This window comes from Thauera carbonicopians (assembly GCF_025699485.1).
Classification (GTDB): Bacteria; Pseudomonadota; Gammaproteobacteria; order Burkholderiales; family Rhodocyclaceae; genus Thauera.
In genome coordinates this window covers 24,401-44,825 of the sequence record NZ_JANUXN010000025.1, presented here as the reverse complement: position 1 = coordinate 44,825, position 20,425 = coordinate 24,401, and the positions used below count along the sequence as shown (strand labels likewise).

Here is a 20,425-nt window from a genome sequence, read left to right as displayed (position 1 = left end):
TGGCTGGTGACGATGCTGGTGTTCCTGATGCTGGTCACCTACGTGCCCATCATCTCCACCTGGCTGCCCACCGCGCTTGGCATGATGTAAACGGCCGGCGCCGCGATCGATCCCGACCCGACAGGAGACCGCCCGATGAAGATCGACTCACTGGACCATCTCGTCCTCACCGTGGCGGACATCGACGCCACGATCGCCTTCTATGTCCATGCGCTGGGCATGGAGGCGGTCACTTTCGGCGAAGGTCGGCGCGCGCTTTCGTTCGGCAGCCAGAAGATCAACCTCCATCCCGCCAGCGCGCCGATCAGGCCCCATGCACGCAGGCCGCAGGCGGGATCGGCGGATCTGTGCTTCCTGACCGGCGTGCCGCTGGACGACGTGATCGCCCACCTGCGCGCCTGCGGGGTGGCGATCGAGGAGGGGCCGGTGCCGCGCACCGGCGCGACCGCGCCGATCCGCTCCGTTTATTGCCGCGACCCCGACGGCAATCTCATCGAGGTGGCCAATGTCCAGCCCGCCGCCTGAGCGAGCGCCCCGGTCCGGCGGGCCGGCTGCGCAGGACGGCGGCGAAGCGGTGCTGGCACCGCCCAGCTTCCGCAATCCCTTCCTCGACTTGCTCGGCGCCGTCGATGACGGCGTCGGGCCGGGATGGGCACGGGTCGCGCTGGAGTCGCGGCCGGAATTGACCAACATGCATGGCAAGGTCCATGGCGGCGTGCTGCTGACCCTGCTCGACACCACGATGGCGCGGGCGGCGATGGCGCGCCAGGGCTTCCGGCTGTCGGTGGTGTCGATCGGCGTGACGGCAAGCTTCCTCAGCTCCGGCAGCGGCCGGCTGCGGGTCGAGGCGCGCGCCATCGGCGGCGGCCGCTCGACCTGCTTCTGCGAAGCCGAGATACTCGACGCCGAAGGGCGGATCGTCGCCAAGGGCGTCGGCACCTTCAGGTACCGCAAGCCGCCGCAGGGCGGCGCGACGCCGCCGGAATCGATCGAATGAATGGCGGCGCCCGCAACAGCGAGGGGACGATGCTCATCCCCCTGAGCATCACCCTGGCGATCCAGATCCTCGCCACCATGGCCGCGCTGACCGTACCGGTGCTGGCGCCGGAAGCCGCCCGTACCACCGGCCTGCCGGGTGCCCTGGTAGGCGTGTTCATCGCCCTGGTCTATGTCGGCGCGATGCTGTCGTCGCTGGCGAGCGGTGCGCTCGTCGGCCGCTACGGCGCGATCCGCGTCAGCCAGGCCTGCCTGCTGCTGTCCGGCGTGGGGCTGGCCTTCGCCGCCGGCGGGACGGTGTGGTCGATGAGCGTCAGCGCGCTGTTGATCGGTTTCGGCTACGGGCCGATCACGCCGTCGAGCTCCCACATCCTCGCCCGTACCACGCCGGCGCACCGCATGGGCTTCCTGTTCTCGGTGAAGCAGACCGGCGTGCCGCTGGGCGGCGCACTGGCCGGCCTGGCCGTGCCGCCACTGGTGCTGCTGTCGAACTGGCAGGGCGCCGCGCTCGCGGTGGGCGTCGCCTGCGCAGTCATGGCGCTGATCGCCCAGGTGGTGCGCACCGGCTTCGATGCCGACCGCGACCCTCGGCGCAAGGTGTCGCTGGGCGGCGTGATGCGTCCGCTGGCCCAGGTCTTCGCCCATCGCGACATCCGCAACCTGGCGTTCTGCACCTTCTTCCTGAGCGCGATGCAGCTGTGCCTGACCACCTACCTGGTGACCTACCTGACCGCGGAATACGGTGCTTCGCTGGTCACCGCCGGCTTCGTGCTGTCCTTGTCCCAGTTCGCCGGCGCGGGCGGACGCCTGCTGTGGGGCTACGCCGCCGACCGCTGGAAGGCGCCGAACCTGGTGCTGTGCCTGCTCGCGTTCGCGATGGCGGCAGCTTCCTTGATCACCGCGCTGTTCGAGCCGGACTGGCCGCTCGTCGTCGTCATCGTCGTCAGCATGGTGTTCGGCGCCACCGCCATCGGCTGGAACGGCGTCTACCTGGCCCGTGTCGCCCAGCTCTCGCCGCCGGGCCAGGCCGGCACGCTGACCGGCGGCACCCTGTTCTTCACCTATTTCGGCGTCGTGCTCGGCCCGCCGGCCTTCGCCGCGCTGGTCGGCGCCACCGGCTCGTTCGCGGCCGGCTACGCGGGGATCGGCGGCGTGATCCTGCTGGTCGGCGTGGTGCTGCTGTATGCGGAGCTGAAAGGGAAGGGCAGGCAATAATAGTGGCGTGCGCGGCGCGGCCCTTCATGGCGCCGGCTCGTGCCGTCGGGAATACCTTCGCGCACAGGAGAACAGGATGGAACGCGAATCGATGGAGTTCGACGTACTGATCGTGGGCGGCGGCCCGGCAGGGCTGTCGTCGGCGATCCGGCTCAAGCAGCTGGCGGCTGAGCGGGGCCAGGAACTGTCGGTGTGCCTGATCGAGAAGGCGGCCGAGCTCGGCGCCCACATCCTGTCGGGCGCGGTGATGGACCCGCGGGCATTGACCGAGCTGCTGCCGGACTGGAAGGCGCAGGGCGCGCCGCTCACGACCGCGGTGACCGAGGACAAGGTGCTGTTCCTCGACGAGACCGGCGCGCGCCAGCTCCCCAACGGGCTGCTGCCGGACTGTTTCGTCAACCACGGCAACTACATCGTGCGCCTGGGCAACGTGGTCAAGTGGCTCGGCGAGCAGGCCGAGGCGCTGGGGGTGGAAGTCTATCCGGGCTTTGCCGGTGCCGAGATCCTGTACGACGAGGCCGGTGCGGTGAAGGGCGTTGCCACCGGCGACATGGGCCTGAACCGCGACGGCACGCCCGGCCCGCACCACCAGCCGGGCATGGAACTGCACGCCAGATACACCCTGTTCGCCGAAGGCTGTCGCGGCCACTTGGGCAAGCAGCTCGAAGCGAAGTACGACTTGCGCGACGGCGCCGACCCGCAGACCTACGGCATCGGCATCAAGGAGCTGTGGGAAGTCAAACCCGAGCACCACCGCCCCGGCCTGGTCGTGCACACCGCCGGCTGGCCGATGGACAGCGCCACCTATGGCGGCGGCTTCGTCTATCACCTCGAGGACAACCTGGTCGCGGTCGGCTACGTGGTGGGCCTGAACTACAGCAACCCGCACCTGTCGCCCTTCGAGGAGATGCAGCGCTACAAGACCCACCCGGAGATCCGCAAATATCTCGAAGGCGGCAAGCGGCTGCAGTACGGCGCCCGCGCCATCGCCGCGGGCGGGCTGCAGAGCCTGCCGCGGCTGATCTTCCCGGGCGGCGCGCTGATCGGCGACGATGCCGGCTTCCTCAACGCGGCGCGCATCAAGGGCAGCCATGCGGCGATCAAGTCGGGCATGCTCGCGGCCGAAGCGGCCTTCGAAGCGCTGGCGCAGGAACGCCAGCGCGATGCGCTGACCGCCTACCCGGCGGCCTTCCAGGACTCCTGGCTGCACGCCGAGCTGCACAAGACGCGCAACTTCAAGCCCTACATGAAGAAGGGCCTGTACCTGGGTTCGCTGCTATTCGGCATCGACCAGGTGCTGTTCAAGGGCAAGGTGCCGTGGACGCTGCACAACACGGCGGATCACACCGCGCTCAAGCCGGCGGCCGACTGCGCGAAGATCGACTACCCGAAACCGGACGGCGTGCTGAGCTTCGATCGGCTCTCTTCGGTGTTCCTGTCGAACACCAACCACGAGGAAGAGCAGCCCTGCCACCTGCGGCTGAAGGACGCCACGGTGCCGATCGCGATCAACCTGGCCAGGTACGACGCGCCCGAGCAGCGCTACTGCCCGGCCGGGGTGTATGAGATCGTGCAGGAGGAAGCCGGGCCGCGGCTGCAGATCAACGCGCAGAACTGTGTGCACTGCAAGACCTGCGACATCAAGGACCCGACGCAGAACATCGAGTGGGTCGTGCCCCAGGGCGGCGAGGGGCCGATATACCAGGGGATGTGATCAGCCTCTGTTGGGGGGCGGGCCGGGAAGCGCCCAGGTGGCGGGATACACCGGCCCGGCGCTCGGGCGTGCCGCTTTTGAGGGGCGCCGGCATCCTGATCCGGCCGGGCCTGACCTGGCCGGGCCTAATCCGGCCGAATCAATACTGCATGCGGGTGCTCAGGGCACGCATCACCGCGCGCCATCCTGCCGCGGCTTCTTCGCCGTCGGCGGCGAACACTTCCGCCAGCAGCTTCATCTGCGTTTCCGTCAATTGCCGTTCCAGTTCGGCGCCATCGGCGCTCAGGCTCAGTTGCTTGACGCGGCGGTCGTGAGCCGCAGTCGAGGACTCGATCAGCCTCATCTCGACCAATTGCCGCAAGGGCGTGTTCATCGCCTGCTTGGAAACGCCCAGGGTTTCCCGCAAGGCATTCACCGCGATACCCGGATTGCGGCCGACGAAATAGAGCAGCCGGTGATGCACGCGCCCAAGCCCGCGCTCGCCGAGGATGCGGTCCGGGTGCGAGGTGAAGGCGCGGTAGGCAAAGTAGAACAGCTCGATCGATTCGAGCAGTTCGGGCTTATTTTGGTCAACCATATTGACATGTTAGTCAGGCCTGCTTAGGCTGTCTATAGGTCAACTAAATTGACGTAATTTGCCATGAACCCTGCTCCCTCGCCGCGTTACTCCCGCCGTGTTACCGACCTGCATGCCTCGCCGATCCGTGAAATGCTCGCCGTCATCGACAGGCCGGGCATGATTTCCTTTGCCGGCGGCCTGCCCGCCGCGGACAGCTTTCCGAGCCTGACGCCCGGTGCCGCGCCACCGGGCTGCCTGCAGTACGGCGCGAGCGAGGGCGACGGATTCCTGCGCGAGCAGGTGGCGGGCGAACTGCGCGCGCTCGGCCTGGATTGCGCCACCGAGCAGGTGCTGATCGTGTCCGGTTCGCAGCAGGGGCTGGATCTGGCCGCCAAGCTCTTCATCGACGAAGGCACGACGGTGGCGGTGGAGTCGCCGACCTATCTCGCGGCGCTGCAGGTGTTCCGCTTCTTCGGGGCGAGCTTCCAGTCCTTTTCCGCCGCCCGGCCCGAGGCCATCGCCGAGGGTGGCGGCAAGCCGGCCTTCGCCTATGCGATCCCGACTTTCCAGAATCCGTCCGGCCATTGCTACAGCCGGGCCGAACGCCAGGCGCTGGCGCACGTCTGCGACGAGGCCGGAATTCCGCTGTTCGAGGACGATCCCTACCGCGACCTGGCCTATGACGCCTGCGAGCGCACGCCCGTGAGCAGCCTGCTGAAGACGGCGCCGTGGATCTACCAGGGTTCGTTCTCCAAGAGCCTCGCGCCCGGCCTGCGCCTCGGCTATCTGGCGGCATCGCGCGAGCTGATGCCCTGGCTGGTGCGCCTGAAGCAGGCTGCGGACCTGCACAGCAACCGGATCAGCCAATGGCTGGTCGGCGAACAACTGGCGGCGCCGACGCGCGGCGAGCGGCTGGCAGCCCTGCGCGCAGGCTACCGCAGCAAGCGCGATCTCTTCGACGCCGCGCTGCGCCGCCATTTCAGCGGGCTGGCCGACTGGCAGCTGCCGCCCGGCGGGCTGTTCTTCTGGCTGCGGCTGCGCCGGCCGGTCGATACGCGCACGCTGCTGCCGGAAGCGATCGGCCGCGGCGTCATCTTCATGCCGGGAGAAAACTTCCATGCCGACGACGACGAAGGCGTCGGCACCCTGCGGCTGAACTTCAGCCTGGCCAGCGAAGAGGAAATGGAAGCCGGGCTGGCCCGGCTGGCGGAGCTGTTCCGGCGGGCCTGAGCCGATGGCTCCTCCTGGCCGGCATCATGCCTGCAGGTGCGATTGCTTCCCCGTCGGCGAGATGCTCAGGCTCGGAAAGGTTTGCGGCCGCGTCGCGGCGGGCGGACGGTTTCGTCCGTGCCCTGGTTGAGCTCTTCGAAAAGCCATTGCTGGAAACTGTTTATTTTCGGCAGTTCGGCACGTGATCTCAGCAGGTTGAGGGTATAGCTCTGCACTTTCTGGCCATCGAGGCCCAGCGGCGCCACCAGTCGGCCCGTTTCGAGTTCCCGCTGCGCGAGCAGCAAGCTTTCCAGGCAGACGCCCAGGCCGTCGACCGCTGCGCTGATGATCATGAAGGAGCGGTCGAAGCGCGGCCCGCGCGAGATGTCGAGCTTCAGCTTGCGGTGCTGCTCCAGCCAGTCGCGCCACTTGAAGAGGGATGCCTCGCTGTGAATCAGCGTGTGGTGGCAGAGATCCGATGGACTGCGGATCGGGTAATCGCCTTCGAGCAGTACAGGCGAGCACAGCGGCACGATCGTCTCGGCCGGAAAGGGCAGCACCAGCGTGTCGCTCGGCAGCGTCCGGCCCGTGCCGTAGCGGATCTCGACGTCGACGCCCTGCAGCAGCAGGTCGGCCGGTGGTGGATGGGTGGCATTGAGCCGTACGTCGATGTCCTGGTTGGCGGCGCTGAAACGTGCCAGTCGCGGCATCAGCCATTGCATGGCGAAGCTCGGCGTCGAATGTATGGTCAGGATGTCGCTCTTGGCCGTGCACCCGAGTTCGCGCGTGGCCATGTCGATGCGGGCAAAGGCGGCCGAGATTTCTTCCGCGTACCGCCGTCCGGCATCGGTCAGCACGACCGCCCGATGCACGCGATGGAACAGGCACACGCCGAACTGCTCCTCCAGCAGCTTGATCTGATGGCTGACCGCCGATGGGGTGACGAACAGTTCTTCTGCTGCAAGTGCGAAAGACGACAGGCGCGCGGCGGCCTCGAATGCATGCACGGCCTTGAGTGAGATTCTATGGTGCATTGCAATATTCACATGAGGCAGATTCACTTATGAGGCCATAAATATTCGTTTGAGCGTAAAAAATCAAGCGAATAAGCTTTCTTCCACTCGCCGGACGCCATCCGCAGGCGCCTCGGCAGAGCAGGAGAGCCCCATCTCCGACCGAGCGAAATCAATCTGCCCGGCTCCGCGAGGCGCCGGGCCCAAAGGAGAACTGCGTGCACACGAATCGAACAGACGCCCACGCCAGGGTCGCCGAGAGTGCCTACCGCATCCGCCGCTTTGCGCTGCAGATGGGCGAGGTGCAAGGCCAGGGTTATGTCGGCCAGGCCCTGGGTTATGCCGACGTGCTGGCGACGGCCTACTGCCATGCGATGAACTACCGTGCCGAGGAGCCGGGCTGGGAAGGGCGCGACCGCTTCCTGCTCTCCCACGGCCACTACGCGATCGCGTTCTACGCGGCGCTGATCGAAGCCGGCGTCATCCCGGGCGACGAACTGGAGACCTACGGCAGCGACGACAGCCGCCTGCCGATGTCGGGCATGGCGACCTATACGCCGGGCATGGAAATGTCGGGCGGCTCGCTCGGCCAGGGGCTGCCGATCGCGGTGGGCATTGCGCTCGGTCTGCGCCTGAAGGGCAATCCGGCCTTCGTGTACAACTCGATGTCCGACGGTGAGCTCGACGAGGGTTCGACCTGGGAGGCGGCGATGGGTGCTGCGCACCATGGCCTGGGCAACCTGATCTGCCTGGTGGACATCAACAACCAGCAGGCCGATGGCCCCTCGTCCAAGGTGCTGGGCTTCGAGCCGCTTGCCGACAAGTGGGCTGCCTTCGGCTGGCACGTGCAGCGCGTGAATGGCAACGACCTGCCGGCCGTCATCGCCGCCTTCGACACTGCGCGCGCGCTGCCGGATGCCAAGCCCCGCGTGATCCTGTTCGACACCCTGATGGGCAAGGGCGTGCCCTTCCTCGAAACGCGCGAGAAGAACCACTTCATCCGCGTCGATCCGCCCGAATGGCAGCAAGCCATCGACATCCTCGACCAAGCCCAGGGAGCCGCACGATGAGCAACTCCACCGCCAAGAAGCCGCGCCTGACCACGTCGGCGATGATCGCGTCGATCGCTTCCGAAGGCCAGCGCATAAAGGCCGCGCCCTTCGGCAAGGCACTCGTCGAACTCGCCGCACAACGCCAGGACATCGTCGGCCTCACCGCCGACCTGGCCAAGTACACCGACCTCCATCTGTTTGCCCAGGCCTATCCGGAGCGCTTCTTCCAGATGGGCATGGCCGAGCAGTTGCTGATGGCCTCGGCCGGCGGCATGGCCAAGGAAGGCTTCGTGCCTTTTGCCACCACCTATGCGGTGTTCGGCACCCGCCGGGCCTTCGACTTCGTGCATCAGGTGATCGCCGAGGAGAATCTCAACGTCAAGATGTGCTGCGCGCTGCCCGGCCTCACCACCGGCTACGGCCCCAGCCACCAGGCCACCGAAGACATCGCGCTGATGCGCGGCGTGCCGGGCATGACGATCGTCGACCCCTGCGATGCTCTCGACATCGAGCAGGCGGTGCCGCAGATCGCCGCCCACGACGGCCCGGTGTACATGCGCCTGCTGCGCGGCAACGTGCCGCTGGTGCTCGACGAGTACGACTACAGCTTCGAACTCGGCAAGGCCAAGATGCTGCGCGATGGCCGCGACGTGCTGGTGATCTCGTCCGGCATCCTGACCATGCGTGCGCTCGAAGTGGCCAAGGCGCTGGAAGCGGACAAGATCGACGTCGGCGTGCTGCACGTGCCGACGATCAAGCCGCTCGACACCGAGACCATCCTGCGCGAGGCGCGCCGTGCCGGACGGCTGGTGGTGGTGGCCGAGAACCACACCACGGTCGGCGGCCTCGGCGAAGCGGTGGCGACCGCGCTGCTGACGGCCGGCGTCACGCCGCAGTTCCGCCAGATCGCCTTGCCCGACGCCTTCCTCGACGCCGGTGCATTGCCCACGCTGCACGACCGCTACGGGATTTCCGCGGAAGCGATGTCGGCAACCATCAAGAGCTGGCTCGGCTGAGCCCCGGCTGCCGCGCTGCGCACGAGGACGGCGCAGCGCGGCAGATCCATCCGCACGATCGCGCCCGCGTGGCGCATGCGTAAAAAAGGAGTTTCCGAATGAGCGATTCACTTCTACTCGACGGCAAGGTCGCGATGATTTCCGGTGCGGCGTCGGCACGCGGCATCGGCCTCGCCACCGCACGTCTCTTCGCCAGGCACGGCGCCAGGGTGGCCATCCTCGATCTGGACGAAGCCGCGGCGGTCGAAGCCGCGGCTTCCATCGGCCCGGAACATCGCGGCTACGGCTGCAACGTGGCCGACAAGGATGCCTGCCTGAAGGCGGCCGAGCGCGCCATCGCCGAGTTCGGCCGCATCGACGTGCTGGTCAACAATGCCGGCATCACCCAGCCGGTCAAGACGCTCGACATCGACCCGGCGAGCTGGGACCGCATCCTCGACGTGAACCTGCGCGGCGTGCTCTACCTGTCGCAGGCGGTCATCCCGTACATGAAGAAGCAGGGCGGCGGTTCCATCGCCTGCATGTCTTCGGTGTCGGCCCAGCGCGGCGGCGGTATCCTCGGCGGCCCGCACTACTCGGCGGCCAAGGCCGGCGTGCTGGGTCTGGCCAAGGCGATGGCGCGCGAGTTCGGCCCGGACAACATCCGCGTCAACTGCGTCACCCCCGGCCTCATCCAGACCGACATCAGCTCCGGCAAGCTGAGCGACGAGCAGAAGGCCTCGATCGCCGCCGGCATTCCGCTGAATCGCCTCGGCAATGCCGAGGAGGTCGCCGGCGCATACCTGTTCCTGGGTTCGGACCTGTCGTCCTACATCACCGGGGCGGTCATCGACGTCAATGGCGGCATGCTCATCCACGGTTGATCGGGCCGCCGCGCTGCAACGCAGTGCGGGCACGCCCCGGGCGTGCCCGCGCGAGCGGGAAAAGCTGCTCATGAGCAGCACGCCAGTCACATCAAATCAAATAGGAAACGGAAGGAGAATCCCATGAAAAAGATCCTGATCACGCTTGCCGCCACGCTTGCACTGACCGCATCCACGAGCTGGGCACAACAGGTGCTCCGCCTGTCGCACAATGCCGCGCCGGGCAATCCCAAGGCCGAGGCTTCGCTGAAGTTCGCCGAACTGGTGGCGCAGAAGACCGACGGCCGCATCAAGATCGAAGTGGGCGGCAGCGCCCAGTTCGGCGACGACGTCGAGTCGCTGACCAACATGCGCCTGGGCACGCTCGCCTTCAGCACCAATTCGCAGGGCAGCACCGCGGGCATCGTGCCCGAGTTCAACGTGATCGGCCTGCCGTTCCTGTTCCGCGACCTGGAGCATGCCTACACGGTCGTCGACGGCCCGGTGGGCGACATGATGAAGAAGGCGGCCGACAGCAAGGGCCTGGTGGTGCTGGCGCTGTGGGACAACGGCATCCGCCACACCAGCAACAACAAGCGCCCGATCGTCAAGCCGGAGGATCTCGAAGGCATCAAGGTGCGCACGCCGGCGGACACGATGACGATCGACATCTTCAAGGCGCTCGGCGCCAACCCGGGGCCGCTGGCTTTTTCCGAGCTGTACATCGCGCTGCAGCAGGGCGTGTTCGACGGCCAGGAGAACCCGCTGATGAACATCTACACCTCCAAGCTGCACGAAGTGCAGAAGTACATCTCGCTGACCGGGCACAAGTACGAAACCACGCCGCTGCTGGCGAGCAAGATGATCTGGGCGGGCCTGTCCAAGGCCGACCAGGAGGCGATCAGGGAAGCGGCGGTCGAGGCCGGCAAGCTCAACCGCGAGATGTCGCTGGCGGCCGATGCCGAACTGCGCAAGAAGATCGCCGACGCCGGGGTGCAGTTCAACGAGGTCGACCAGGCGGCCTTTGCCGCCAGGACCAAGCCGGTCTATGACAAGTGGTCGAAGCAGTTCCCCGATCTGGTCAAGCTGATCGTTTCGGAAGCGGGCAAGTAAGCATGTCCGCCCACACGTCTCCCAACGCCGCGGCACCTGGTGGCGCGGCGCCCGATGGCGGCATGGCATCGGCAGCGAAGTGGGTCGACAAGGCGATCGTGGCCGCCAGCACGGTGGTCGCGCTCACCGCCATGGTCGTCATGTTCGTATCCCTGATGGCCGAAGTGGTTGCCCGCTACGTCACCAACCAGGGCATGGGCTGGCCCACCGAGATACCCAACATCCTCTTCCCGTGGCTGGTCATGGGCGGCATCGTGCTGGCCGCCCAGCGCGGCCAGCACATCGCCGTCACCGCGATCCAGGGGATGATCGGGCGCGGCGGCAACCGGGTGCTGCTGGTGGCGCATCAGCTGCTCATCGCCGCTGCCTTCCTGTACCTCGCCTGGGTCGGCCTCGACGTCGTCGAGATCACCGGCAGCGAAATCTATCCGATGACCGGCATTGCGGCGAAATGGGCCTATCTGGCGCTGATCGCCGGTTTCGCCGGGCTGGGCATCACCGCGCTGACCACGCTCGTCCACCTGCTGCGGGCAAGCGACCCGCTCGTCGTGCGCACCCACCACATCGAGGAGGATGTATGACCGTAATGATGCTCCTTGTCTTCGGCGTCCTGATGGTACTGGCCCTGCCGGTCGGCTACGCGCTGGTGATCAGCTCGGGCCTGGCGGCGGTGACCGTCGGCGGCATGCCGAGCGTGGCTGCGGTGGTGAAGATCTTCCAGCCGACGCAGAGCTTTCCGCTGCTGGCGATCCCGTTCTTCATGCTGTCGGGCAGCCTGATGATGGGCGGCACGCTGGGCAAGCGCCTGATCCACTTCGCCACCATGCTGGTCGGCCGTTTCCACGGCGGTCTCGGCCAGGTGACGGTGGTCGGCTCCACCGTCTTCGGCGGCGTGTCCGGCTCGGCGGTGGCGGAAGCCTCGGCCCTGGGGTCGATGCTGATCCCGTGGCAGAAGCGCGAAGGCTATCCGGGCGCCTTCGCCGCCGCGGCCACGGCTTCGTCGGCGACCATCGCCTGCCTGATCCCGCCGTCGATCCCGCTGATCCTGTTCGCCACGGTGTCCAACCAGTCGATCGCCTCGCTGTTTCTCGCCGGCATCCTGCCCGGCCTGATGCTGGCCGCGGGTTTCATGATCGTCTGCTACCTGTCGGGACGGCTGCGCGGCTTCAAGCGGCTGAACGACGAGGTGACGCTGAAAGGCGTGCTGCGCGCCACCCTGGCCGCCGCCCCGGCGCTGGGGATGCCGGCCTTCATCGTGATCCTGCTGCGCACCGGCATCGCCACGCCGACCGAGGTCAGCGCGCTGGCGGTGTTCTACGGCTTCGTCGTGAGCATGCTGGTGTATCGGGACCTGACCCTGCGCCGGGTCTACGATGCGCTGGTGCATACCGCGGTGACGACGGGCGTGGTGATGCTGGTGATCGCCGCCTCGAACCTGGTGGGCTACGTGCTGACCGTCGAGGCCATACCGACCGCGGTGGCTCAGTGGACGGCGGAAACCCTGAAGTCGCCGTGGATGGTCATCCTGATGCTGAACGTGATCATGGTGACGGTGGGGATGTTCCTCGACCTGCCGGCGGCGATCCTGCTGCTCGGCCCGACCTTCGTCGCCATCGGCAATGCGATCGGCCTCGACCTGATCCAGCTCGGCATCATGATGGCGGTGAACCTGAGCATGGGCCTCTTCACCCCGCCGGTCGGCACTACGCTGTTCATCGCCGCGGCGATCTCGCGCGAAAGGGTGGGGGCGGTCGTGCGTGAGCTGTGGCCCTTCTACCTGGTGGCGATCGTCGTGCTCGGCCTGGTCTCCTTCATACCGGCCTTCACTCTCTACTGACCCCGTGCGGCCCCTGCGCCGCAGGGGCCGCCACTTAGACAAGGACGTTTCATGAACACGATTGCATTTGCCGGGCTCGGCTCGATGGGCCTGCCGATGGCAAGAAATCTGCTCGCTGCCGGGCACCGTGTGCGCGGCATCGACCTGAATGCGACCGCGCTCGCCACGCTGGCGGCGAGCGGTGCCGAGCCTGCCGCCGATGCGGCTGGCGCCGCTCGCGGCGCCGAGGTGCTGATCCTGATGGTGGTCAACGCTGCCCAGGCCGAGCAGGTGCTGTTCGACGACGGCGCGCTGCAGGCGCTGGACGAGGGCGGCATCGTCTGCCTGATGGCGACCTGCCCGCCGGCCGCGGTCGAGCGCATCGCCGCGCGCGTCACCGCCGGCGGACGCCGCTTCGTCGATGCGCCGGTTTCCGGCGGCACGGCCGGCGCGACCGCCGCCTCGCTGACCATCATGGCGGCCTGCGATCGCGCCACCTTCGACGCGATGCAGCCGGTGTTCCAGGCCATGGGCGAGCGCATCTTCCACGTCGGCGAGCGTGCCGGCCAGGGCGCCACGGTGAAGACCGTCAACCAGCTGCTGTGCGGCGTGCATATCGCCGTCGTCGCCGAAGCCTTCGCCCTGGCTGCCAAGGTCGGCGTCAGCCTCGACGTGCTGCTCGACATCATGGGCGGCTCGGCGGCGTCGAGCTGGATGCTGAAGGACAGAGGCCCGCGCATGCTGCAGGCCGAGCCCGAGGTCAGCAGCGCGGTCGACATCTTCGTCAAGGATCTCGGCATCGTGCTGGAGGCCGGGCGCGACGCCAGGGCGGCGCTGCCGATCGCCGCGGTCGCGCACCAGCTCTTCCTCGCCACGTCCGGGCGCGGCGACGGGCGTGCGGACGACAGCCAGGTCATCCGCAGTTACTACGCACTGAATGGCACCATGCCGGCAGCCCGGTCCTGATCCCGCATCCTGCAAAGAGAATCGCCAATGTTCGTCCAGATCGTGAGCATCGTCTTTCCGGTGTTCACCGTGATTGCGATCGGCTACCTGTATGGCCGCAAGCACCGTCCCGACATGATCGCCACCAATCAGGTCAATATGGGCATCTTCGTGCCCGCGTTGATTTTTTCCGCGCTTGCGGGGAAGTCGGTGGATCTGGCCGAAGTGCAGATGATTGCGATCGGCGGCCTGCTCATCGTCCTCGGTTCGGGGCTGCTGGGGTGGCCGATCGCACGCCGGATGGGCTATGCGCCGAAGACGCTGCTGCCGCCGATGATGTTCAAGAACGCGGGCAACATGGGGCTGCCCCTTTCGCTGTTTGCATTCGGGGAGAAAGCGCTTCCCGCCGCGGTCGTCCTGTTCCTGGTCGAAAACGTCCTGCATTTTGCGATCGCCACCTGCTGGCTCGGCCGGAATGCGAAGCTATGGCTCATCTTTCGCGAGCCGGTGGTGCTGGCGGGAGTCGCGGGCGTGCTGGTCAGCCTTTCGGATCTTGCGCTGTGGCCCCCGTTTCTGTCGGCGATCAAGATCATTGCGGACGTGTCCACCGGGCTGATGCTGTTCTCGCTCGGCGTCCGGCTGACGACCGCACCGTTTGCACAGTGGCGCATCGGAGTCGTGGGGGCGGTGGCGACACCGCTCACGGGAATGCTGATCGCCTATGTTTTCTGCCTTGCATTCGGCTTGTCCGCCCACGAGACGAGCATGCTGCTGATATTCGGCGCGCTGCCGCCCGCCATTCTCAACTTCATGTTTGCCGAGCGTTATTCCCAGGAGCCCGAAAAGGTGGCGGCGATCGTGATTCTCGGCAATCTCTTCGCACCGCTTTCGATCTCGCTGGCGCTGGCATTCAGCCTGGCATCCTGAGTGTGGCTGGCCACAAGCTGAAGAGGAGCGAGCGGAGCAGGTGCTCCGCCTCCTTCGTATTTTCTTCTGCAACTCGCCCATGATCATGTCCGGCCAACGGTACTTACCACTCCACGCAGATCTTGCCGAAATGCTGCCCGCTCTGCTGGTGGGCGAAAGCTGTGGCGAGGTCCGTGTATGAGAACACCTGGTCGATGACCGGCCGGGCTTCCATCAGCTCGAGCGCGCGGACGAAGTCCTGCTGGTCCTGCCGGCTGCCGACGATCAGGCCTTCGATCCGGGCGTGCTTGGCGAGCGCCAGCAGGATCGGCAGGTTGGCGTCGAGGCCGGACAGCAGGCCGATCATGGCGATGTGGCCGCCGACCTTGAGCGCGGTGAGGGACTGCGCCAGTGTCGCCGGGCCGCCGACCTCGATGACGTGATCGACGCCGAAGCCGCCGGTGAGCTCCAGCGCCTTCCTGCCCCATTCCGGCTCGCGCCGGTAGTTGATCGTCAGGTCGGCGCCGAGCGCGGCCACTTTCGACAGCTTCTCGTCGGACGACGAGGTGGCGATCACGCGCGCACCCATCGCCTTGGCGAGCTGCAGCGCGGCGATCGAGACGCCGCCGGTACCCTGCACGAGCACGGTGTCGCCGGCCTTCAGCCCGCCGTTGACGACCAGCGCCCGCCACGCGGTGAGGCCTGAAGTGGTGATGGTGGCGGCTTCGCGGTGCGTCCAGCCGCGCGGCGCGCGGGTGAAGGCGCTGGCAGGGCGCACGACGTGCTCGCAGGCCATGCCCTGGATGCCGTCGCCAGGGGTGTGCATGAAGCCGCCCACCTGCGGCGTCGCCGGCCCGGCAGGCCAGATAGGGAAGAAGGTCGATACCACCGCGTCGCCGGGCCTGAATTCCGTCACGCCCTCGCCGACCTCTTCCACGGTGCCAGCGCCGTCCGACAGCAGGATGCGGCCGTCCTCGGTGGGCACGGCGGCGCAGGCGACGAGCAGGTCGTGGTAGTTCAGCGAGCCGGCCTTGATCGCGACGCGGATTTCGTCCTTGCCGGGCCGGCCCGGATCGGCGACTTCGGCCGCGGTGATGTTGGCCAGGCCGCCCGGGGCCTTGAGCGTGATTGCCTTCATGTCTTCCTCGCAAGCGTGAAGTAAGAAGGCAAGCTTAGCAGCAGAGCATGGCCGTGCACCGCCCGAGTTTCACTCCCAGGCCAGCGCGCCGCCGGTCTGGTACTCGGTGACGCGGGTCTCGAAGAAATTCTTCTCCTTGCGCAGGTTGGCCTGCTCGTCCAGCCAGGGCAGCACGTTCTCGGCGCCGGGGAAGGGCTCGGCGAGGCCGAGCTGGCGGGCGCGGCGGTTGGCGATGTAGCGGAACTGGCCCATGTGCTGGGCGGCGGAGTAGCCCAGCATCGGCTCGCGCAGCAGGTAGCCGGAATAGGCGGCTTCGGCCGCTTCGGCTTCCTGCCACAGCAGCGAGACTGCCTGGGGATCGAGTTCCAGCTCTTCCTCGGCGATCAACGTGCGCACGGCGCGGATGCCGAAGGCGCAGTGCAGCACCTCGTCGCGCATGATGTACTGCAGCTGCTCGGCCGTGCCCTTCATCAGCCCGCGCCGCTGCAGCGCGAAGATCGGCGAGAAGCCGTTGTAGAACCAGCAGCCTTCGAAGATCGCGGCGAAGAACAGGTAGGAGAGGGCGAACTCGTGCAGGTTGTCGCGATTGCCCAGGTCGAAGTCGGCGCGCATCACCCGCTCCAGGCGGCGGTTGGCGAGCGCGATCTTGCCGTGGATCTCGGGCACGACGCGGTAGCGGTTGTAGATTTCCTGCTGGTCGAGGCCGAGGCTTTCGATGCAGTGCTGGTAGGTCCAGGTGTGCAGGGCTTCTTCGTAGACCTGGCGGGCCTGGTAGATCTGCAGCTCGGGCGCGGTCATCTTCTCCATCACCGCCAGGCCAATGTTGCGCATCGCCAGGATGTCCGAGGTCGTCAGGTAGGACAGCACGTTCTCGAACACGTGGCGCTCGGCCGGCGTCAGGCGGTGGTGGTAGTCATGGACGTCCTGCGCCATCGAGATCTCGAGCGGCGTCCAGTGGTTCTTGTTGGCGTTGAGGAAGAACTCCCAGGCCCACGGATACTTGAAGGGCGCGAGCTGGTTGATGTCGCCCTGGCCGTTGACGATGCGCTTGTCGGATACGCGTACCGGCGCCAGCGCACCGGGCCGCGCCTCGGGTGCGAGCATCGCGGGGTTGCGCGCGGCGTTCGCATCCAGGCCGGGGCGTGGCTCCGGAGCTGCAGCCGTCGCCGCGGTGGTGGCTGCTGTCGTCGTTGTCGCAGCAGCCGATGTGGGTGCCGCACCTGCGGGCGCGGACGACGGCGTGCGCGGAGCGGGCGTGTCCCAGTCGTTGAAGTTGAATGCGCTCATTATTGGCAGGCCTCGCAGTCGGGATCGAGGATGGAGCAGGCCTTGGGCGCGGCGCTGCCGTAGCTGGCGACCGGCGTGGCTTCCGGCTGGGCAGCGGCGGTGCTGGCGCCGGCGCCGGTTTTCTCCATCGCCGTGGCGCCCAGGGTGCGCAGGTAGTAGGTGGTCTTGAGGCCGCGTTGCCAGGCCAGGCGGTAGAGTTCGTCGAGCTTGCGGCCCGATGCGCCGGCGACGTAGAGGTTCAGCGACTGCGCCTGGTCGATCCACTTCTGGCGGCGCGAGGCGGCTTCGACCAGCCACTGCGGCTCGATTTCGAAGGCGGTGGCGTAGCGCGTCTTGATGTCGGCGGGGATGCGCTCGATCGGCGCCAGCGAGCCGTCGAAATACTTCAGGTCGGACGCCATCACCGGGTCCCACAGGCCGAGCGCCTTCAGCTCGCGCACCAGGTGGGCATTGACCACGGTGAACTCGCCCGACAGGTTGGATTTGACGTACAGGTTCTGGTAGTCCGGCTCGATCGAGGCCGACACGCCGACGATGTTGGAGATGGTGGCGGTCGGCGCGATGGCGACGCAGTTGGAGTTGCGCATGCCGTAGCGGGCGATGCGTTCGCGCAGCGGGCCCCAGTCGAGCGAGGACGAGCGATCCACTTCGAGCAGCGCGCCGCCTTCGCCGGCGCGGCCGCGCGCTTCGGCGAGCAGGGCGAGGCTGTCCTGCGGCAGGATGCCGCGATCCCACAGGCTGCCGCGGAAGCTGGAGTAGCGGCCGCGTTCCTCGGCCAGTTCGGTCGAGGCCCAGTAGGCGGCATGGCAGACCTGCTCCATCGAGCGGTCGGCGAATTCGACCGCGGCGTCGGAGGCGTAGGCCAGCCCCATCACGTGCAGCGCGTCGGCAAAGCCCATGATGCCCATGCCCACCGGACGGTGGCGCATATTGGCGGCGCGCGCCTTGGGCGTGGCGTAGTAGTTGAGGTCGACGACGTTGTCGAGCAGGCGCATCGCGGTGCGCACGGTGCGCTGCAGCTTGTCGCTGTCGAGCTGCCAGGTGTGGCCACCCTCACCGTCGGCGTTGCGCACCAGGTGGGCCGGCAGGTTGACCGAGCCGAGGTTGCACACCGCGGTCTCGTCGTCCGAGGTGTTCAGCGTGATCTCGGTGCACAGGTTGGAGCTGTGCACCACGCCGACGTGCTGCTGCGGCGAGCGCAGGTTGCAGGCGTCCTTGAACGTGATCCAGGGATGGCCGGTCTCGAACAGCATGGTCAGCATCTTGCGCCACAGCTGCACCGCCGGCAGCTTCTTGCTCAGGCGGATTTCGCCCGCAGCGGCGCGTGCTTCGGCGGCGACATAGGCGGCTTCGAACTCCTGGCCGTACAGGTCGTGCAGCTCGGGCACATCGGAGGGCGAGAACAGCGTCCATTCGGCGTTGTCGAGCACGCGCTTCATGAACAGGTCCGGGATCCAGTTGGCGGTGTTCATGTCGTGGGTGCGGCGGCGCTCGTCGCCGGTGTTCTTGCGCAGTTCGAGGAATTCCTCGATGTCGAGGTGCCAGGTTTCCAGGTAGGCGCATACCGCACCCTTGCGCTTGCCGCCCTGGTTGACCGCTACCGCGGTGTCGTTGACCACCTTCAGGAAGGGGATCACGCCCTGGCTCTGGCCGTTGGTGCCCTTGATGCGGCTGCCCAGCGCGCGCACCGGCGTCCAGTCGTTGCCCAGGCCGCCGGCGAACTTCTGCAGCATGGCGTTTTCCTTGATCGACTGGTAGATGCCTTCCAGGCTGTCGGCAACCGTGGTCAGGTAGCACGACGACAGCTGCGAATGGCGGGTGCCGCTGTTGAACAGCGTCGGCGTGCTGCTCATGAAGTCGAAGGAGGACAGCAGCAGGTAGAACTCGATCGCGCGCGCCTCGCGGTCCATCTCGTTCAGCGCCAGGCCCATCGCCACGCGCATGAAGAAGGTCTGCGGCAGTTCGATGCGGCGGCCTTCCACGTGCAGGAAGTAGCGGTCGTACAGTGTCTGCAGGCCGAGGTAGTCGAACTGCAGGTCGCGCTCGGGCTTCAGTGCCGCCGCCAGGCGGGCCAGGTCGAAGTCGGCCAGCCGCGGGTCGAGCAGCTCGGCATCGATGCCGAGCTCGATTGCTCGCGGGAAATAGCCGACGTAGCCGCCTGAAGGGGCGGCCATGTCGGCCTGGGAGGCTTCGTGGCCCAGCACCTCGACGCGCACCGCCGACAGCAGCAGGCGCGCGGCGACGTGGGTGTAGTCGGGTTCGCGTTCGATCAGCGTGCGTGCGGCCAGCACCAGCGACTGGCGGACGGCGGCGACCGGCACGCCGTCGTAGAGGTTGTGCAGCGCATGTTCGAGCACGGTGTCGGCGGACACGTCGGCCAGCCCTTCGCAGGCTTCGCGGCAGGTCGCCAGCAGCGCGGCGCGGTCGAGCGGACTGCGCTGTTCGCCATCGACGACGTGCAGCACCGGCGCGTCGCCTGCGGCGTCCATGCCGGCGGCCTTCTGCGCGGCGCGTTCGGCGGCGCGGCGTTCGCGGTAGAGCACGTAGGCGCGGGCGACGTCGTGTTCGCCCGAGCGCATCAGCGCCAGTTCGACCTGGTCCTGGATGTCCTCGATGTGCAGCATGCCGCCGTCCGGCAGGCGGCGGGTCAGCGCGCCGACGACGGCCTCGGTCAGGCGGGCGACCAGATCGCGCGCGCGCGAGGAGTCCGCGCCCTGGCGGCCCTCGACGGCGAGGAAGGCCTTGCTCATGGCGACGGCGATCTTGCCCGGGTCGAAGGCGACCACCGCGCCGTTGCGGCGGATGACTTCGAAAGCAGCCAGTTGCGGGTCGATGCGATGGAGGGAGTCGGGAAGTCGGTCCACGGGATGTCCTGTCTGAAAAGGGGTGAGAGGAGTGTTCAGGTGTCGGCGCAGGCTGGCTCGGCGTGCGTGCGGGTTTCGGTTCCGGCGAAAAGCTGCAGGGTCAGTGGTGCAGCGAGCTTGCCGCCGGAGCGGCGAAAGCCGTGGAGGATGGCCATGTGGTGCACCGCGGGGCTGATGCTGTGGCAGACGACGCAGGCGGCGCCGGACGACCTCGCCAGCTCGATGACGTGGCCGAACAGCCTGTGGCCCAGGCCGCGGCCGCGATGCGCGAGGGTGACGCTGAGGCCGAAGTCGGTTTCGCCGTCGCGGATGCCGACATGGGCGAGGGCGATGATTTCGCCGCTGGCCGCGCACAGGCCGTGCAGATGGTCGCGGGCGAAGTCGAGGCGGGCGACGTAGCCGGCGATGCCTTCGTCGCGGATGCCGTAGCCGAAGCGCAGCATGCGGTCGTCGGCGTCCAGCATCAGTAGATGAGCGAGAATGCGCGGCGCGTCGGCCGGAACGAAGCGGGCCAGCGTCTCCATGGCGATGTCCTCGTGGAGACGGCCGCTGCAGACTGCTTCGGCAAGGGATTCAGGTCCGGCGATGTCTGGCATGGCGGCGATCCGGTACGGGCGGGGCGGATCGCCGGCTGGCGGAGGCGAGCGCCAGCCGCGCGGCAGCGCCGCACGGTGTTGCCGGTCCGTCAGGAAAGCGAGCAAGCGAAATGGTCTGAGCCATGCCTCTTGTCAGGGACACCC

The 20,425-nt window shown here is 67.4% G+C and carries 19 protein-coding genes; 13 read left to right on the top strand and 6 right to left on the bottom strand.

The window, feature by feature from the left end; genetic code table 11:
* Nucleotides 1-135 precede the first annotated feature (135 nt).
* From NX068_RS19725 to NX068_RS19710, 4 genes are all read left to right on the top strand, one after another.
* Nucleotides 136-525, top strand: coding sequence for a VOC family protein (locus NX068_RS19725; protein ID WP_263462925.1), 390 nt, complete (start codon nucleotides 136-138; stop codon nucleotides 523-525).
* Nucleotides 506-997, top strand: a complete 492-nt coding sequence (locus NX068_RS19720) for a PaaI family thioesterase (RefSeq protein ID WP_263462924.1) — start codon at nucleotides 506-508, stop codon at nucleotides 995-997. Before NX068_RS19725 ends, NX068_RS19720 begins: the two co-directional genes overlap by 20 nt.
* 29 nt (nucleotides 998-1,026) lie before the next feature.
* Nucleotides 1,027-2,211, top strand: a complete 1,185-nt coding sequence (locus NX068_RS19715) for an MFS transporter (protein ID WP_263462923.1) — start codon at nucleotides 1,027-1,029, stop codon at nucleotides 2,209-2,211.
* A gap of 76 nt (nucleotides 2,212-2,287) precedes the next feature.
* Nucleotides 2,288-3,925: an electron transfer flavoprotein-ubiquinone oxidoreductase gene (locus NX068_RS19710; protein ID WP_263462922.1), complete on the top strand. Its 1,638-nt coding sequence runs from the start codon at nucleotides 2,288-2,290 to the stop codon at nucleotides 3,923-3,925.
* A gap of 139 nt (nucleotides 3,926-4,064) precedes the next feature.
* Here NX068_RS19710 and NX068_RS19705 read toward each other — a convergent pair whose 3' ends face one another.
* On the bottom strand, nucleotides 4,065-4,502 hold the full coding sequence (locus tag NX068_RS19705) for a MarR family winged helix-turn-helix transcriptional regulator (RefSeq protein ID WP_263462921.1): 438 nt from the start codon (nucleotides 4,500-4,502) through the stop codon (nucleotides 4,065-4,067).
* Between the two features lie 63 nt (nucleotides 4,503-4,565).
* On the opposite strand from NX068_RS19705, the gene NX068_RS19700 reads away from it, so the two are divergent.
* A complete protein-coding gene (locus NX068_RS19700) occupies nucleotides 4,566-5,714 on the top strand; it encodes an aminotransferase-like domain-containing protein (RefSeq protein ID WP_263462920.1) in 1,149 nt (382 codons plus the stop codon).
* A gap of 65 nt (nucleotides 5,715-5,779) precedes the next feature.
* Here the strand turns inward: NX068_RS19700 and gcvA are convergent, their stop codons facing one another.
* Nucleotides 5,780-6,727 carry a transcriptional regulator GcvA gene (gcvA, locus tag NX068_RS19695; protein WP_263462919.1) on the bottom strand — a complete coding sequence of 316 codons (948 nt, stop codon included), beginning with the start codon at nucleotides 6,725-6,727 and terminating at the stop codon, nucleotides 5,780-5,782.
* A gap of 197 nt (nucleotides 6,728-6,924) precedes the next feature.
* On the opposite strand from gcvA, the gene NX068_RS19690 reads away from it, so the two are divergent.
* From NX068_RS19690 to NX068_RS19655, 8 genes are all read left to right on the top strand, one after another.
* Nucleotides 6,925-7,776, top strand: a complete 852-nt coding sequence (locus tag NX068_RS19690; RefSeq protein WP_263462918.1) for a transketolase — start codon at nucleotides 6,925-6,927, stop codon at nucleotides 7,774-7,776.
* Nucleotides 7,773-8,774: a transketolase family protein gene (locus NX068_RS19685; RefSeq protein ID WP_263462917.1), complete on the top strand. Its 1,002-nt coding sequence runs from the start codon at nucleotides 7,773-7,775 to the stop codon at nucleotides 8,772-8,774. Before NX068_RS19690 ends, NX068_RS19685 begins: the two co-directional genes overlap by 4 nt.
* Before the next feature lie 98 nt (nucleotides 8,775-8,872).
* Nucleotides 8,873-9,637: an SDR family NAD(P)-dependent oxidoreductase gene (locus NX068_RS19680; RefSeq protein WP_263462916.1), complete on the top strand. Its 765-nt coding sequence runs from the start codon at nucleotides 8,873-8,875 to the stop codon at nucleotides 9,635-9,637.
* A gap of 123 nt (nucleotides 9,638-9,760) precedes the next feature.
* A complete protein-coding gene (locus NX068_RS19675) occupies nucleotides 9,761-10,729 on the top strand; it encodes a TRAP transporter substrate-binding protein (RefSeq protein WP_263462915.1) in 969 nt (322 codons plus the stop codon).
* Nucleotides 10,730-10,731: 2 nt separating this feature from the next.
* Nucleotides 10,732-11,310, top strand: a complete 579-nt coding sequence (locus NX068_RS19670; protein ID WP_263462914.1) for a TRAP transporter small permease — start codon at nucleotides 10,732-10,734, stop codon at nucleotides 11,308-11,310.
* A gap of 5 nt (nucleotides 11,311-11,315) precedes the next feature.
* Nucleotides 11,316-12,566: a TRAP transporter large permease gene (locus NX068_RS19665; RefSeq protein ID WP_263462913.1), complete on the top strand. Its 1,251-nt coding sequence runs from the start codon at nucleotides 11,316-11,318 to the stop codon at nucleotides 12,564-12,566.
* A 51-nt stretch (nucleotides 12,567-12,617) separates the two neighbouring features.
* Nucleotides 12,618-13,511: an NAD(P)-dependent oxidoreductase gene (locus NX068_RS19660; protein WP_263462912.1), complete on the top strand. Its 894-nt coding sequence runs from the start codon at nucleotides 12,618-12,620 to the stop codon at nucleotides 13,509-13,511.
* A gap of 27 nt (nucleotides 13,512-13,538) precedes the next feature.
* Nucleotides 13,539-14,417, top strand: a complete 879-nt coding sequence (locus NX068_RS19655) for an AEC family transporter (RefSeq protein ID WP_263462911.1) — start codon at nucleotides 13,539-13,541, stop codon at nucleotides 14,415-14,417.
* A 103-nt stretch (nucleotides 14,418-14,520) separates the two neighbouring features.
* Here NX068_RS19655 and NX068_RS19650 read toward each other — a convergent pair whose 3' ends face one another.
* From NX068_RS19650 to NX068_RS19635, 4 genes are all read right to left on the bottom strand, one after another.
* On the bottom strand, nucleotides 14,521-15,534 hold the full coding sequence (locus NX068_RS19650) for a zinc-dependent alcohol dehydrogenase family protein (protein ID WP_263462910.1): 1,014 nt from the start codon (nucleotides 15,532-15,534) through the stop codon (nucleotides 14,521-14,523).
* 69 nt (nucleotides 15,535-15,603) lie between these two features.
* Nucleotides 15,604-16,821 (bottom strand): ribonucleotide-diphosphate reductase subunit beta, encoded by a 1,218-nt coding sequence (locus NX068_RS19645; protein WP_263462909.1) that lies wholly within the window; start codon nucleotides 16,819-16,821, stop codon nucleotides 15,604-15,606.
* Nucleotides 16,821-19,685 carry a ribonucleoside-diphosphate reductase subunit alpha gene (locus tag NX068_RS19640; RefSeq protein WP_263462908.1) on the bottom strand — a complete coding sequence of 955 codons (2,865 nt, stop codon included), beginning with the start codon at nucleotides 19,683-19,685 and terminating at the stop codon, nucleotides 16,821-16,823. The genes NX068_RS19645 and NX068_RS19640 overlap by 1 nt, the downstream gene beginning before the upstream one ends.
* A gap of 35 nt (nucleotides 19,686-19,720) precedes the next feature.
* Nucleotides 19,721-20,281 (bottom strand): GNAT family N-acetyltransferase, encoded by a 561-nt coding sequence (locus tag NX068_RS19635; RefSeq protein WP_263462907.1) that lies wholly within the window; start codon nucleotides 20,279-20,281, stop codon nucleotides 19,721-19,723.
* Nucleotides 20,282-20,425 lie beyond the last annotated feature (144 nt).